Origin of the sequence: Xanthomonas cucurbitae (assembly GCF_002939885.1) — a bacterium.
GTDB classification, from domain to species: Bacteria; Pseudomonadota; Gammaproteobacteria; order Xanthomonadales; family Xanthomonadaceae; genus Xanthomonas; species Xanthomonas cucurbitae.
The window spans coordinates 1-14,506 of record NZ_MDED01000031.1; the positions used below are offsets into that span (position 1 = coordinate 1).

General features: G+C 64.5%; 12 protein-coding genes and 3 pseudogenes. 12 read left to right on the forward strand and 3 right to left on the reverse strand.

Features of this window, described 5'->3' with window-relative positions:
• Window positions 1-717 precede the first annotated feature (717 nt).
• Window positions 718-978 (forward strand): annotated as a pseudogene (locus XcuCFBP2542_RS14910) (transposase); the annotation flags it as partial.
• Window positions 979-1,151: 173 nt separating this feature from the next.
• Here XcuCFBP2542_RS14910 and XcuCFBP2542_RS14915 read toward each other — a convergent pair.
• A complete protein-coding gene (locus XcuCFBP2542_RS14915) occupies window positions 1,152-1,925 on the reverse strand; it encodes a hypothetical protein (protein WP_146090342.1) in 774 nt (257 codons plus the stop codon).
• Window positions 1,926-2,092: 167 nt separating this feature from the next.
• Between XcuCFBP2542_RS14915 and XcuCFBP2542_RS14920 the strand changes: the two genes are divergently transcribed.
• The 4 genes and pseudogenes from XcuCFBP2542_RS14920 to XcuCFBP2542_RS14935 all read left to right on the forward strand — a co-directional run.
• Window positions 2,093-2,341 (forward strand): helix-turn-helix domain-containing protein, encoded by a 249-nt coding sequence (locus XcuCFBP2542_RS14920; RefSeq protein WP_158251454.1) that lies wholly within the window; start codon window positions 2,093-2,095, stop codon window positions 2,339-2,341.
• Window positions 2,338-3,288: a type II toxin-antitoxin system HipA family toxin gene (locus XcuCFBP2542_RS14925; RefSeq protein ID WP_104604448.1), complete on the forward strand. Its 951-nt coding sequence runs from the start codon at window positions 2,338-2,340 to the stop codon at window positions 3,286-3,288. Before XcuCFBP2542_RS14920 ends, XcuCFBP2542_RS14925 begins: the two co-directional genes overlap by 4 nt.
• A gap of 75 nt (window positions 3,289-3,363) precedes the next feature.
• The gene (locus XcuCFBP2542_RS14930) at window positions 3,364-3,672 is read left to right on the forward strand and encodes a hypothetical protein (protein WP_146090343.1); all 309 of its coding nucleotides are present in this window, start codon (window positions 3,364-3,366) and stop codon (window positions 3,670-3,672) included.
• A 29-nt stretch (window positions 3,673-3,701) separates the two neighbouring features.
• Window positions 3,702-3,881, forward strand: a pseudogene (locus XcuCFBP2542_RS14935) (IS30 family transposase); the annotation flags it as partial.
• A 532-nt stretch (window positions 3,882-4,413) separates the two neighbouring features.
• Here XcuCFBP2542_RS14935 and XcuCFBP2542_RS14940 read toward each other — a convergent pair.
• Window positions 4,414-5,823, reverse strand: a complete 1,410-nt coding sequence (locus XcuCFBP2542_RS14940) for a GGDEF domain-containing protein (RefSeq protein ID WP_372372419.1) — start codon at window positions 5,821-5,823, stop codon at window positions 4,414-4,416.
• Window positions 5,824-6,303: 480 nt separating this feature from the next.
• Here XcuCFBP2542_RS14940 and paoA point away from each other — a divergent pair, with 480 nt between their 5' ends.
• The 4 genes and pseudogenes from paoA (at window position 6,304) to XcuCFBP2542_RS14960 (ending at window position 11,113) form a co-directional block, all read left to right on the forward strand.
• Window positions 6,304-6,954, forward strand: a complete 651-nt coding sequence (gene paoA, locus XcuCFBP2542_RS14945; protein WP_276329817.1) for an aldehyde dehydrogenase iron-sulfur subunit PaoA — start codon at window positions 6,304-6,306, stop codon at window positions 6,952-6,954.
• Window positions 6,951-7,901, forward strand: a complete 951-nt coding sequence (locus XcuCFBP2542_RS14950; RefSeq protein ID WP_104604454.1) for an FAD binding domain-containing protein — start codon at window positions 6,951-6,953, stop codon at window positions 7,899-7,901. Before paoA ends, XcuCFBP2542_RS14950 begins: the two co-directional genes overlap by 4 nt.
• A 1-nt stretch (window position 7,902) precedes the next feature.
• Window positions 7,903-10,115 (forward strand): annotated as a pseudogene (paoC, locus tag XcuCFBP2542_RS14955) (aldehyde oxidoreductase molybdenum-binding subunit PaoC).
• The gene (locus XcuCFBP2542_RS14960) at window positions 10,112-11,113 is read left to right on the forward strand and encodes an XdhC family protein (RefSeq protein ID WP_104604456.1); all 1,002 of its coding nucleotides are present in this window, start codon (window positions 10,112-10,114) and stop codon (window positions 11,111-11,113) included. The pseudogene paoC and the gene XcuCFBP2542_RS14960 overlap by 4 nt, the downstream one beginning before the upstream one ends.
• A gap of 254 nt (window positions 11,114-11,367) precedes the next feature.
• Here the strand turns inward: XcuCFBP2542_RS14960 and XcuCFBP2542_RS14965 are convergent, their stop codons facing one another.
• Window positions 11,368-11,592 carry a hypothetical protein gene (locus XcuCFBP2542_RS14965; RefSeq protein WP_104604457.1) on the reverse strand — a complete coding sequence of 75 codons (225 nt, stop codon included), beginning with the start codon at window positions 11,590-11,592 and terminating at the stop codon, window positions 11,368-11,370.
• A 57-nt stretch (window positions 11,593-11,649) separates the two neighbouring features.
• Between XcuCFBP2542_RS14965 and XcuCFBP2542_RS14970 the strand changes: the two genes are divergently transcribed.
• The 3 genes from XcuCFBP2542_RS14970 (at window position 11,650) to XcuCFBP2542_RS14980 (ending at window position 14,435) form a co-directional block, all read left to right on the forward strand.
• Window positions 11,650-12,258: a nucleotidyltransferase family protein gene (locus tag XcuCFBP2542_RS14970; RefSeq protein WP_104604459.1), complete on the forward strand. Its 609-nt coding sequence runs from the start codon at window positions 11,650-11,652 to the stop codon at window positions 12,256-12,258.
• Between the two features lie 530 nt (window positions 12,259-12,788).
• The gene (locus XcuCFBP2542_RS14975) at window positions 12,789-13,004 is read left to right on the forward strand and encodes a hypothetical protein (RefSeq protein ID WP_104604461.1); all 216 of its coding nucleotides are present in this window, start codon (window positions 12,789-12,791) and stop codon (window positions 13,002-13,004) included.
• Window positions 13,005-13,184: 180 nt separating this feature from the next.
• Complete coding sequence (locus XcuCFBP2542_RS14980; protein WP_104604463.1) at window positions 13,185-14,435, forward strand: DUF819 family protein; 1,251 nt, start codon at window positions 13,185-13,187, stop codon at window positions 14,433-14,435.
• The last annotated feature ends 71 nt before the right edge of the window (window positions 14,436-14,506 follow it).

Below are 14,506 nucleotides of genomic sequence, written 5' to 3' on the forward strand. Positions count from 1 at the left end.
CTTTGAAGACATCGGGGAGATCCGTTGGGAAGAACGCGATATCCCAACGGGCTGCTGGCTGCTTGTATAGGTGAGGTTGGCGGACGCTTACGAACGTCCCGGCTTGCCGCCGTTGGGCTCGCGGGCTACGCCGCGCGCCACGTGCCGCGTCGCGGCCATCCGGCTTTGATCCCTTACGCCTACAGCCCTGTGGGCCTACGCGCTGCCGCTTGCACTCCAGGGGATAGCCCTAACGGGCTATCCCCGCCGCGCTGCGCTTGGCACCCCTGCAAGCCCGCCGCCCCGACCGCGCCGGCGCGGCAATACCGAAGCCGCAAAAGCCGCTTGTCCACCATCAAACATCAAATATTACGTTTCGGTACTGCCGCCGGCCGCCGATCTTGGCTGGGGTGACAGCCCGAACATGCACCAAGTGGCAAGCGGTCTCCGAAAATGTAAACAACTTCGGCTGGTAGTCAGGGTTGTTTACAAACTTTATTCGCTTTTAATGGCGGGACTTTTGCCTATCAGTGCGTTCCAATGCTTGTTTACATTATTGGTAAACACAACCATTTTAGATCACCAAGTAGTGCCCGTTGTGCGTTTACTAAGGTGGCAGGGAGCTTCGGTTTCCTGCCATTTTTTTCAGAGTTTGCCGGTAGATTTCTATCTAGGGACGCTCTGAACAAAGCAGCCTGGTCTGCGTCAATTGACCGACGACCCAAGCGGGCGATTTCGATGCAACTGAGCTTTGGCGACGCGGAGTACGACGGCAAGCGCAAGCGAACACGGCGGGGGGTGTTCCTGTCCGAGATGGATCAGGTGGTGCCGTGGAAGGCCTTGCTGGCGCTGATCGAACCGCACTATCCCAAGTCGGGCCAGCCTGGGCGACAGCCGTATCGACTGGAGACGATGCTGCGGATTCACTTTTTGCAGTAGTGGTACGCGTTGAGCGACCCTGGGGCAGAAGGGCCGTTGTATGACGCGGTGTCGACCAGAGTTCACTTGCGTAGAAGTAGATTTTGGGCAAGCCCGTGACGTTCGTGCTGATGGGGCAGCTTGGCATCGCCTTTGCGGCAGTTGTGGTGATCAACTTGGTTTTCTGCCCATGAGGGTGTTGCGCTGAGGATGAGTAGCTGTCGCCAAGGCCATGTGTTACCGCTTCAATCCTGTCAGGCTTCTAGCAACTCTTGCGGATCGGCAAATTCGTCCGCGTCGTTGAACAGGCCGAACAGCAGGTTGCACAGCTCGTAGAAATCGATCTGGTGCACCCACAGGCGGCGGTAGTTCAACGTCGGCTTGCTGCGTTCGGCTTGGTAGCTGCTCTTCACTGCGGCGAGCGCGACGCGCAGCTGGTCCTCGGAAGCGGTCGGGACATCGATGTCCAACGAGGACAGCAGGAACCAGCGCCGGTCGGGGCTGTACATCGACGGCAGGGGCCGGTCGCCCAGGTCGGGCGAGAGGCTGCGCACGTTGGCGAAAGACGCCTGCACGACGTACTTGTCCCAGTCGAAGGATTCCCCTTCCTCCGGCGGTGCCGGCGGGGCCTGCTCGTAGACTTCGGCGCGGACGAACAGGCGTCGCGGCTCCGGCGGTACAGCTCGCTGCGTCCCGGTCTTCCGGAAGCCATTGGCCTCCAGGACGGCGCGGACCATCGATCCGATGGCCCGGCGTGCGCGGTCGGCCGTCTTGCCCGCCTCCGGGTCGGTCTCGGCCAGTTCGTCGATCGGCGCCAGGATGGGGGCGAGTAGATGGGTGATGCTGGCCACCGCCGGCAACCCACGCAGGGAGAACGCCGCCATCTGGCGGTACACCGGTTCGGAGTTGATCAACTGCCACAATCTGCCCTGATTCCAGGTCACGAAGTCGCCGAAGTGCGGCGCGCTATTCTGGAAGGACTCAGCGTCGACGGGCCGGAACGAGTTCACGCGGAGGTGTGATTGCATGGATGTTATTCTTATGTGTGTATATAGCACGTAAGTTATTAGCACAAATGGTGCTTGGCAAGGCGCGATCCATAAGCCCGCGCTGGCCGCTTGCAAATTAGGCGTATATCCCTAATAGTCGGGCCGTTCGCCCAGTCGTTAGGTGTATACGGCTAATGCAAACGCTCATGGAACTAGGGTTGGCCGTCGCCCATCGCCGGCGCGCTCTACGCATGACCCAGGCCGATGTGGCCGCGCAAGCGGGGGTGTCGTCGGACACGCTGTCTCGGTTCGAGCTGGGCAGGGTGTCCGAGTTCGGATCCCGAAAGCTGCTTGCTGTCCTGTCCGCCCTGGGCATGGAGCTGGAGTTCAAGGAAGAGGGTGCAGCCGGCAACCTCGATGAGCTCCGGAAAGAGCACATGGCGCCGCGCCGATGAAACTGTCTGTCTATGTGCACGGGCATGAGGTCGCCTCGCTGGAGGATCTGAACAGTTTCACGAGCCGGCTCAGTTACCACGATGATGTGGAGCAAGACGACTTCGTGTCGCTCACCATGCCGGTGCGGCGGGAGCCGTGGGACTGGGACGACCAGCTGCACCCGATCTTCCAGATGAACCTGCCCGAGGGCTACTTGCTGCAGGTGCTGCAGGAGCAATTCGGCCCCCACATCGGCGGCAGCCCAATGAACCTGCTGTCGGTGGTCGGCAGGAACATGATCGGGCGCATCCAGATCGCGCCTCCTGGCGCCGTGCTCAATGAGCCGGCCAAGCCGGTTGACGTGGCCGCACTCCTGCAGGGCGACAACTCCGCCGAAGCCTTCGCAGAACTGGTGCGCGAGCATGCCACCAGCGGTGTTTCTGGCGTTGTCCCCAAGTTCCTGGACACGGAGAAGTTGACCGGTCTGGGCAACCACAAAGAGGAAACGCTTTTCACCCACCGGCACATCATCAAGGGCTCATCCCAGCACCTGCCATTCGTGTCCCTCAACGAGCACCTGTCGATGCAGGTGGCGGCGAAGGTGCTGCCCACGGCCAAGACAGAAATCTCGCGCGATGGCCAGGCGCTGGTCGTGGATCGCTTCGATGTGGACGACGACGGCCAGCCTCTATGGGGCATGGAGGACTTCTGCGCGCTGCTCGGCATGCGGCCGGCGAACAAGTACGAAACCACGTGGGAGCGGATCGCCAGGGCTGTTCGCGACCATGTTCCTGCCGATCGCAGGATGGAGGTGAACCAACATCTTGCCACGGTTGTTCTGTTGACCTATGCGCTCAGGAATGCCGACTGCCATGCGAAGAACGTGGCGCTTCGGTACACATCCCGCCGCGACGTTGAGGCCACGCCTGTCTACGACATGCTCACCAAGGCAGCCTATGGCCAGTAAGCCAAGAACCCGCCAGGCATCAGCTTGGGTGGTCGAAAGACTTGGGATCCGGGCCGGACCCTGCAGCAGTCGATCGTGTCGGTATTCGGGGTGCCCGCGCGCAAGCAAACCCAAATCGTGGAGCAGATTGGCCAGGCAATCTCCGAGGTCGCGCCGGCGGTGCGCGAAGCAGTCAACGAGCATCCGTGCTTCCGCGAGATCGGCAAGCGGATGCTCCTGGCGTGGCAGGAGGGCCTGAGCATGCTGTACAACAAGCGCACCTACAACCTTGGGGAGCTGGACCTTGGCGAGTCTTTCCGTAGACTGTCCGGCCCCGAGCCGGTGAACGCCCAGCGGGTTGTCATTGGCCGATCCGGCCTTGCCGATTCGGATCCGATGGGCTGACCAGTAACGAGGCCGGATTGCCATCGCCTCTGCTGCGCCAGTTCCTACCCAAGGGTGTGGATTTGTACAGCGTCAGTCAGGAGTATCTCAATCACATCGCCTTGCTGATGAACACCCGTCCACGAAAAACGCTGGGCTGGAAAACGCCCAGTGAAGCGATGGAAGAAGAACTCGCAACCTTTAAATCACGTGTTGCACTTGAATCTTGAGGTCGCCGGTTTGGCGACTGTCTTTATGGATGCTGGGTTATTGCTCGGGCTTCTACATTCCATTATGAATTTGGCTCATTTTATCGGTGGTATGGGTTTATGTGAATGTTATGTAATAGTTTATTATTGTTGTGATTGGTGGTGCGCAAATGGAGGTAAATCCCGGCATGTCCCTACTGAGGGCCGGATTTTTTATGCCGACATGAGATGAGTTCAAGAATCTTTGCCGTAGTTTGAGAACGGCATGTGCTTTGGCGGATTGTCTACTGTAGTTGCGCAGGTGAGTGGGGACTTGCACGCACGCTGCTTGGGAAATGTCGGTCCGTTGATGCGTCTTTGAGAGATGCCATCACGGTCGCGGTGTCGGCGCCGGATGCACGCCTGTGTGGCTCGGTGCCTGACTGCTGCCACAGCATCCCGTTCAACGGCGTCTTCTACGCGTAATGCACGCGCGGCAATGGGTCGGCTTCGCCGCGCAAGCGTGGAACCTGCGTGAGCAGTGCAAATGCCGTCGGACTGCGCTGCGCATCCGTCACGCGGATGTCCGGTTCCGGCCAGCCTGCTTGGCGCGGTACAGCGCCACGTCGGCGTCGTGCACGAGTGTCTGCGGTGTCGCCGGTTTCTGCGGCGTATCGCAGCTGGCAGCGCCTACGCTGACGGTGACATGGGGACTGGTAGGGCTGGCCAGATGCATCAGACCCAGGTCGGCGACGGCCGCGCGCAGGCTCTCTGCCACACGCAGGGCGCCCGCCGTATCGGTATGCGGCAGGATCACCGCAAACTCTTCGCCACCGTAGCGGGCAGCCACCTCCTCGCTGCGGCGGGTGCAGCCGGCGATGGCTGCGGCGATCAGGCGTAGGCACGCATCGCCGTTCACATGTCCATAGGTGTCGTTATAGAGCTTGAAGTGGTCGACGTCGATCATCAGCACCGAAACTGGCACCTGCAGATGCACTGAATCCTGCACCGCCTGCGACAGATGTTGATCGAACGCGCGGCGGTTGGCGATGCCGGTCAGCGCGTCCACCCAGGCGTCGGAACTCAGCTGGGTTTCGGCGCGATGCATGCGCCGCACCTGCAGGTCCAGCCAGAAGCCGACACCCAGCAACAGCGTGCAGCCGAGCGCTGCAATCACGATCCGTTGCCGCGCCGCCTGCTGCCAACTGTGCAGCGCATCGTCCACCGAAAAGCCGGTCAATACGGTCAGCGGGTAGGGGCGGGCGGGCGCGAAACTGGAGATGCGTTTCACCCCATCGATCGGTGAGCGGTAGATGGCGGTGCCGTGTCGGCGCGCACGGATGGTGGCGAAGATCGAAGTGCCGGCGACCGACGTGCCGATCACGCCGCGTCGGTCCGGTCGGCGTACCAGCACGACGCCGTTGTTGTCGATCATGCCGATGGTGCCATGCGGGCCCACGTCGAAGGCGCTGTAGTAATTCTGGAAGTAGCGTAGCTGCAGTGTCACCAGAACCACACCCGCGAATTCTCCGCTGGGAGTATTGAGTCGGCGGCTGAGCGTCATCACCCAACTGCCGTCGGAACGGCTTTGTAGCGGCGGGCCGATCAGCGACATGGCATCGCGATGGTCGCGGTGGTACCTGAAATAGGCGCGGTCGGCGTTGTTGTGCGTCCTGGGAGTGCTGTCCAGCGAGGAACTCACCCAGCTGCCGTCGGCGGCATAGATGAAGATGCCATGCAGGCGATCCGAACGGCGTGCCTCGTGGACCAGGAACCGGTGCATCGCCGCGCCGGCACTGGCAGACCCTTGGCCATGTTCGACACGCGATACCAGACCCGACAGCACTGCGTCGGCGATCGACAGACTGTCGCTGGCGTGCTGCGCCAACGAATTGGCCAGGTTCAACGACTGCGCTTCGGCGCTGTGCAGGGCGGTTGCGCGCTCCTCGCGAATGGACCAGTACTCGGAACCCAGCAGCAGCAGGCAGGCGATGCCCAGCACGAAGTGCAACGCGATGCGTTGTGCACGTTGCCTGTACCGTCGTGTGGGTGAGATCACGGTCGCCGTCCGTCTGGATATCGGTCTTGATGCAATCGACGTGCCATCGCGCGCGTGGTCGGGAGGCCGGCCGTGTCCGCTTGCCGGCCGGTGCGTCGTACACGGTGAATGCCGGCCGCGTCCGCTCGCGTAGACAGCGTTGCAGTGCACGGCGTCCTCCATTCGAGCGGGGCGCCGTCCGAACATGTCGCCTGGGTTCAGGTCCTGGCCGGCGGCAACAGCTCGTTGGTAGCGCAAGGCATCCGCGTCATGTGGCAAGGCGAACACAGGTCGGCGCGGCTGTGGAGGTCCAGCCGGAGAGCTGGCGACAGACTCGTGAATCGTTGGTATCACAAAGCGCTCACGCGTTGACGACCGTGCCCGTTGCACATTGTCCACGCCTTGAACAAGCCAGCATTGTTGGAGATGCCAGCCATGAGGAACATCAGGATTACCCGCCGCGAGGTGTTGATCGCCGGGACGGCATCGGCAGCCAGCGTGGCCGCAGCCCAATCGATGCCTGCCGCCGCCGTATCGCAACGGCAAGCCGTGGAACCAGCCAACACGTCCAGCCCGGTCGCCTTCGAGGTCAACGGCAAACCGGTGACGCTGACCCTGGACAACCGCACCACACTGCTGGATGCATTGCGCGAGCATCTACAGCTGACCGGGACCAAGAAGGGCTGCGATCACGGCCAATGCGGTGCATGTACGGTGATCGTGGATGGTCAACGCATGAACGCCTGCTTGTCGCTGGCGGTGATGCATGAAGGTGCCAAGGTGACCACCATTGAGGGATTGGGCGCGCCTGGAAACTTGCATCCGATGCAGGCTGCGTTCGTCAAGCACGATGGGTATCAATGCGGTTATTGCACGCCAGGCCAGATCTGTTCGGCGGTGGCGGTGCTCGATGAGGTCAAGCGTGGCATTCCCAGCCATGTGACCGAGGATCTCACCGCCAGGACGCGGCTCACCACGCTCGAACTGCAGGAGCGCATGAGCGGCAACATCTGTCGCTGCGGCGCTTACTCCAACATCGTCGAGGCGATCAACGAGGTTGCCGGAGCACGCACATGAAGGCTTTCAGCTATGAGCGCGCCAGCTCGCCAGTGGATGCGGCGGCCAAGGCCGCACGGCAGACCGGCGCCAGGTTCATCGCCGGCGGTACCAACCTGCTCGATCTGATGAAACTGCAGATCGAAACGCCGCAACACCTGATCGACGTCAACGGCCTGAACCTGGACACCATCGAGGCGACGGCGGAGGGTGGCCTGCGCGTTGGCGCGCTGGTGCGCAACACCACGTTGGCGGCCGATACGCGGGTACGCCGTGATTATGCGGTGCTCTCTCGCGCATTGCTGGCGGGCGCTTCCGGCCAGCTACGCAACCGTGCAACCACGGCGGGGAATCTGCTGCAGCGCACGCGCTGCCCGTATTTCTACGATACCCACCAGCCGTGCAACAAGCGCTTGCCCGGTAGTGGGTGCGCGGCCATTGGCGGATTCAATCGCCAGTTGGCGGTGATCGGCGCCAGCCAGGAATGCATCGCCACCCACCCCAGCGACATGGCGGTGGCCATGCGCGTGCTCGACGCGGTGGTCGAAACCGTGCGCCCGGATGGCCAGGCCCGCAGCGTGCCGCTGGCCGACTTCTACCGTGCGCCCGGAGCTACGCCGCATCTGGAAACAGTGCTAGAGCGTGGCGAACTCATCACTGCGGTGACGCTGCCGAAACCGCTTGGAGGCACGCATGTCTATCGCAAGGTGCGCGACCGTGCGTCCTATGCGTTCGCCCTGGTATCGGTTGCCGCGGTGGTGCAACGCGACGGCAGTGCACGCGTGGGCCTGGGCGGGGTGGCGCACAAGCCGTGGCGTAGCGAAGCGGCCGAGGCGCAGTCGCGGCAGGGCGCGCGTGCCATCGCCTCGGTGCTGCTGGACGGTGCCCGTCCCACCGAGCACAACGCGTTCAAGCTGCCGCTGGTGAAACGCACCCTGGGCGCGATCCTGACCGAGGCGAGGGGCTGATATGAAATTCGACACGCCTGCGGGCACCAATCCCATCGACCGGCGCAAGGTCGTGGGCAAGCCCGTCGATCGCATCGACGGCCCGCTCAAGACCACGGGCCAGGCCCGCTACGCCTATGAGCATCACGATCTGCCGTGCCGTGCCGTGCGGCCTACGGCCATGTCGTCGGTGCAGGTATCGCCAAGGGCAGCATCCGCAGCATGGATGTGAGCGCGGCGCGCAATGCGCCCGGCGTGCTGGGCGTGGTTACCGCACGCAGCGCCGGCAAGTTGCACAAGGGCAAGCTCAATACCGCCACGCTGCTGGGCGGGCCACAGATCGAGCATTACCACCAGGCCATCGCGGTGGTGGTCGCAGAAACCTTCGAACAGGCACGCGCGGCCGGGCAGTTAATCAAGGTGGATTACGATCGCCATGTCGGCGCGTATGACCTGGAAAAGGCGCGTGGCAGTGCAAAGGTCACCAAGGAGGGCGGGGCGCCTAATAGCGCAGTTGGCGATTTCGCCGCTGCATTTGCCACCGCGCCGGTGCGACTGGACGCCGAATACACCACGCCCGACCATTCGCACGCGATGATGGAGCCGCACGCATCGACCGCGATGTGGGAGGGCGACAGGCTGAGTGTGTGGACGTCCAATCAGATGATCCACTGGGGTGCGCGCGACCTGGCCACCACGCTGGGCATCGCGCGCGAGAACGTACGCATCATGTCGCCGTATGTGGGTGGCGGATTTGGCGGCAAGCTGTTCCTGCGCGCCGACGCGGTGCTGGCCGCGCTGGCCGCGCGCCAGGTCGCACGCCCGGTCAAGGTGATGCTGCCGCGTCCGTTGATCGCCAACAATGCCACGCACCGCCCGGCCACCTTGCAGCGCATTCGCATCGGTGCAGAGCGCGATGGCAGGATCACTGCGATCGCGCACGAAACCTGGTCCGGCGACCTGCCCGGCGGCGCGCCGGAAATCGCCGCAGCGCAAACCCAGTTGCTGTATGCCGGTGCCAACCGCCTGATCGCCACCCGCCTTGCGGTGCTGGACCTGCCCGAAGGCAACGCCATGCGCGCGCCTGGCGAAGCGCCCGGCCTGATGGCGCTGGAAGTGGCGATGGACGAAATGGCCGAGAAACTGCAGATGGACCCGGTGGCATTGCGCATCGTCAACGACACCCAGGTCGATCCGGAGAACCCGCAACGCCGTTTCTCGCAACGTCAGTTGGTTACCTGCCTGGAAGACGGGGCCAGGCGTTTCGGGTGGTCCCGGCGCCAGCCCACGCCCGCCAGCACGCGCGATGGGCGCTGGTGGGTAGGCATGGGCGTGGCGGCTGCCTTTCGCAATGCGCCGGTGATGAGTTCCGGTGCGCGCATGCGCCTGGAGCAAGGTGGCCGGGTGGTAGTGGAGACCGACATGACCGATATCGGCACCGGTTCGTACACCATCATTGCGCAGACTGCCGCCGAAATGCTGGGCGTGCCGTTGGATTGGGTGGACGTGCGGCTGGGCGATTCCGCCTTTCCGGCGTCGGCTGGTTCGGGCGGTCAATGGGGTGCCAATAGCGCCACTGCAGGCGTGTATGCCGCAGCGGTCAAGCTGCGCGAGGCCATCGTGGCGAAGCTGGGGCTGGACCCTGCCGGCGCCGAATTCCTCGATGGGCATGTCCACTCCGGCGGCAAGCGCGTCGCGTTGGGCGATGCGGCGGCCCGCGGCGCAATAGTGGTCGAAGACACGATCGAATTCGGCGATCTCGACAAGACCCATCAGCTGTCCACCTTCGGCGCGCACTTCGTGGAGGTGGGCGTAGACATGGCCACTGCGGAGGTGCGCATCCGCCGCATGCTGGCGGTATGCGCCGCCGGGCGCATCCTCAATCCCAAGACCGCGCGTAGCCAGGTGATCGGCGGCATGACCATGGGAGCGGGTGCGGCGTTGATGGAGGAACTGGCCGTGGATACGCGCCTGGGCTTCTTCGTCAACCACGACCTGGCCGGCTACGAAGTGCCGGTACATGCCGACATCCCGCACCAGGAGGTGGTGTTCCTGGAGGAAAGCGATCCGCTGTCGTCGCCGATGAAGGCCAAAGGCGTGGGCGAACTGGGAATCTGCGGGGTCGCGGCGGCGATCGCCAATGCGGTGTACAACGCCACCGGCGTGCGCGTGCGCAACTATCCAATCACGCTCGACAAGCTGCTGCCGCAGTTGCCCGGAACCGTGCGCGCGTGAGCGCGATGGTTGCCCCTGCCGCACACGCCACACCCGCATGGCCGGCATGGCCTGGCTATGCAGTTCACGAGGACCTATTGCCCATCCTGACTGCCTGGCACCGTGCCGGGCAGCGCGTGGCGATGGCGACACTGGTCGATGTGCAGGGTTCTTCGCCACGACCGGTGGGCAGCGAGATGGCGATCAATTCCCATGGCGAGGTGGTGGGCTATGTCTCGGGCGGGTGCGTGGAAGCGGCGGTGGCGCATGAGGCGCAGGCCGCACTGCGCGATGGCCAACCGCGTTGGCTGGACTACGGCCAGGGAAGCCCCGTGCTGGATATCCAGCTCAGCTGCGGCGGGCGTATCGGCATCCTGGTCTGGCCCGTCCCGGACCTGGGCGAACATCTGGCACGGTGGCGCAACGCGCGCCAGCACCGCCGTGCGTTCCACGTCGCGCTCGATCGCGCCACCGGCACCGTGCGCTACCCGGCCACGGTGCGCGATATCCACCCTGGTGAATTCGCATGCGTGCAGCGTCCGCCACTGCGATTGGTGCTGGTGGGAGCGGACCCTGCGCTGCTGGTACTGGTGGCCCTGGCGCGGCAGATGGGCATCGAGGTGCGCGTCCTGCGCCCGCATGGTCCTGTCGAACCACCCCCCGGGCTGAGCGCGGAGCATTACGACAGGCGTGGCCTGGGCGATGCATTGCGCGATGTCCAACTGGACGCGCACACCGCCCTGTATAGCCTGGCGCACGACGCGCAGATCGATCTGCAGGTAGCCCAGCGCGGCCTGGACTCTGCTGCCGCGTGTATCGGCATCCTGGGGAGCCGCAGCAAGCGCCAGGCGAGGCTACATGCACTGGGTGCGCTCGGCTACGATCAGTGCGCGCTGGCACGTCTGCGTCTGCCCGCCGGTTGGCGCATGGGGCGCTCTTCGCCGCACACCATCGCACTGGGAATCATTGCCGAAGCCACCCAGGCCGTGGCCGACCGGCAGGCGGCCACGGGCGATTGAGTCGGCAGCGGCCGCAGCCCCAGGCAGTGGTCTCGGCACCGCCGCAAGCGCCGGCGACAGACGCAGGACTGATACAGGGCATGTCGCACCCGCACCATTGAACTCCGCCTCGTTGCGCATCACCGCGCTGCGGCAGCCGTGCACTCTTGCTGTGTCCGCGAACCGGGGCGTGCCGAGCACACCGGACGCGGCATCGACTGCATCCGGTTGCTGCTTCGATGCAAACAGCGCGTGCCGCCGTTCGTGGCAAACAGTCACCCACCGCGCACAACGTTGTCTCTACGCTGGAGCAGCTTCCACTGCAGGTTGATGTCGCCATGCGCCTGTTTCCTGTCCGCCTCGATGCAGCAGCCCACCGTCGATACGGCGCTGCGCATACCGCCGTCACCGCGCCCGCACGCCATCGACCCGATGCGAGCCTGCGTGCCGAAGTGCGTGGCGTGGATATGCGTGTCGCCTCTGGCGCGCGCCGTCGGCATGCGGCAATGCACGCGCGGGCGGGGTTGTCTGTGCCGCGCCGCCGCGGATACGGATGCATGAGCCGCGAGCACGCAGCGCTGATACTGGCCGCCGGTGCGAGCACACGGCTGGGACGCTCCAAGCAGTTGTTGTTGCGCCATGGCGAACCCATGCTGCGCCGCGTGGTACGCATCGCACTACAGACCGCGCCGCTGCGTTGCGTGGTGGTGCTGGGGTGCGATGCACAGCGTTTGGGTGGCGTCCTGCAGGGGCTGCCGGTGGAGCTGTTGCCGCATGCCGCGTGGAGCGGCGGCATGGGTTCCAGCCTGGCCGTTCTCCGCAGCCATGTGCAAACCGATCACAGGCTGCATCGCAGCCTGGTCGTTGGCTGCGACCAGCCGGCGCTGGACGCGCAGCACCTGCACGCATTGCTGGCCCAAGCCGATCGCGCCGCATCGGGCTGCGCCACTAGCGGCTACGCAGGCGTGCGCGGCATTCCCGCAGTGGTCGCACACACGGTCTGGGCCGATGCTCCCCTGCATGGCGACAGCGGCCTGCGCGGGCTGTTCGCCAGCCTGGATCCCAGCACGCTCGGCTGCCTCAGTGCGCCCGCGCTGGCGCTGGATGTGGACACGCCCGCCGACCTGGCGGCGCCGCAGCAGCGCGGATGGCTGGATCGCGACTGAGACATTCTGTCGGGTATTGGCTTACGAGGCACGGCAAGTTTGAGCCACGCAGCACGTGGCCCCTCAGGACCACACCGCCAGTGCTTCCCTGATGAGCAGGACATAGCCGACCACCATGGCGGTCTTGACCGGAAACTGGAACTTTCGGAGTAGCAACATGGAAACCCTCCCCGAGGTGCGAATCGTGCATCGATTGCAGCGTCAGGCGCCTACCACGCAATGGCGGATGGTCCCGGTCGCTGCGACGTTGTGTTCACCCTGTGTATAGGAATCTACTGTTGAACGTGATTCGTGTCACGTAGGAATTTTCCTACCTGAGCGCCAGTGTCCACCTGACGGCGTCATGCGCGTTTCCCGTGCATCCTGACACTGCCGAACGCGGGGCCACTGGCTACTCTCCCGCGGCCCCTTAAGTAAGGGCATGTCGGCAATAGGGGGTGACACGGATCGTTCAATCCCGGGTGCACCGCGCGCTGGCGCGGCCTTGCACCGTTAAGTTACGAGCGCTGTACCTAGTGGCTGGAGGCCTGATGGAAGAGTCGCGTTACGTCGTACGTATTCATCCCGAACAAGGCGGTTGGTGGGTGACGCGTCCCCAGTGGTCGCCGCTGCGCTACCTGCGAGAGCAGGGGGCGCTGGAATATGCCGAGTTGACGGCCAAGCTGCACTGCATGACGACCGGCCAGCCCAGCGGCGTGGTGCTCAATACCGCCGAGGGCGAGCGTGTGGTTCGGCGCTATGGCTGACGCGGCCCGGTAGCAGCGCGCAGCGCGTCGCGAGCGGTCGTCGGCTGGACAGGTATCGATAGGCGGGCGATGGGTCGTGCGGCAGCGCTTTGCGCGGGCGGTCGGCTCGGCTAGATTCGGGACATCGGCCGCCGTCGGACCGATCCGCGTCGGCGGCCCCTGCCTGGAATCTGCTTTATCGTGACCGCGTCCGCTCCTGCCCTGATCCAGAACGACATCGTCGTCTTTGGCCTGATCGCCGCCACCCTGGGTGCGGTGTTCTGGACCGCATCACGCGAGCAGGGACTGTGGCGGCGCGTGTATGCCGTGGTGCCTGCCCTGCTGCTGTGCTATCTGTTGCCGGGGATCTACAACACCATCGGCCTGATCGACGGCGGCAATACGCGGCTCTACAACCCGATCGCCCGCGATGTGTTGTTGCCTGCGGCACTGATCCTGCTCACATTGAGCATCGACCTGCGTGCGATCCTCGGACTGGGACCCAAGCTGGTGGCCATGTATCTGGGCGCGTCGCTGAGCATCATGCTGGGCGCGATGGTGGCGTTCCAGCTCATGCGCTGGCTGCATCCGGCCACCGTGGCGGGTGATACCTGGGCAGGCATGGCGGCGTTGGCCGGCAGCTGGATCGGCGGCGGCGCCAACATGCTGGCGATGCGCGAGGTCTTCAATGTGGACGCCACCACCTTTGGCCAGTTCGCCGTGGTCGATGTCGGGGTTGGCTATGTGTGGATGGCGGTGCTGATCTTCATGGCCGGGCGCGCCCGCGCGATCGATGCACGCAGCGGCGCCGATACGCGCGCGCTGGATGCGCTGCAGGAGCGCATGGCGCGCTTGCAGGCCACGCATGCGCGGATTCCCAGCCTGACCGACCTGATGGTGATCGTGGCAGTGGCCTTTGGCGGCGTCGGCCTGGCGCATGCGCTGGCCAGCCCGCTGGCCGCCTGGTGCAAGGCGCACCTGAGCTGGGCCGGCCAGTTCAGCCTGGACGCGCCGTTCGTCTGGGTGGTAGTGCTGGCGACCAGCCTGGGGCTGCTGCTGAGTTTCACTCGCGCACGCAGCCTGGAAGGTGCCGGCGCCTCCCGGATCGGCTCGTTGCTGCTGTATTTCCTGATCGCCTGCATCGGCATGCAGATGGATTTGCTGGCGCTGCTGGACCGGCCCTGGCTGTTCCTGCTCGGGCTGATCTGGATCGCAGTGCATATCGCCCTGCTGTGGGGATTGGGTCGCTGGTTGCGGGTGCCGTTCTTCTATTTCGCGATCGGCTCGCAATCCAACATCGGCGGCCCGGCCTCCGCGCCGGTGGTTGCCGCTGCCTTCCACCCGGCGCTGGCACCGGTTTGGGTGCTGCTGGGCACGCTGGGCTACGCCACCGGCACCTACCTGGCGTATCTGGTCGGGATTACCCTGCGTGCGATGGCTGGCGCCGTTTAGGCATTGCTTGCTGCCGTCCAGCTCTTTTCCATTGCAGGCGTTCGACTCGCCGCCACCTTGCAGCCCGTAGC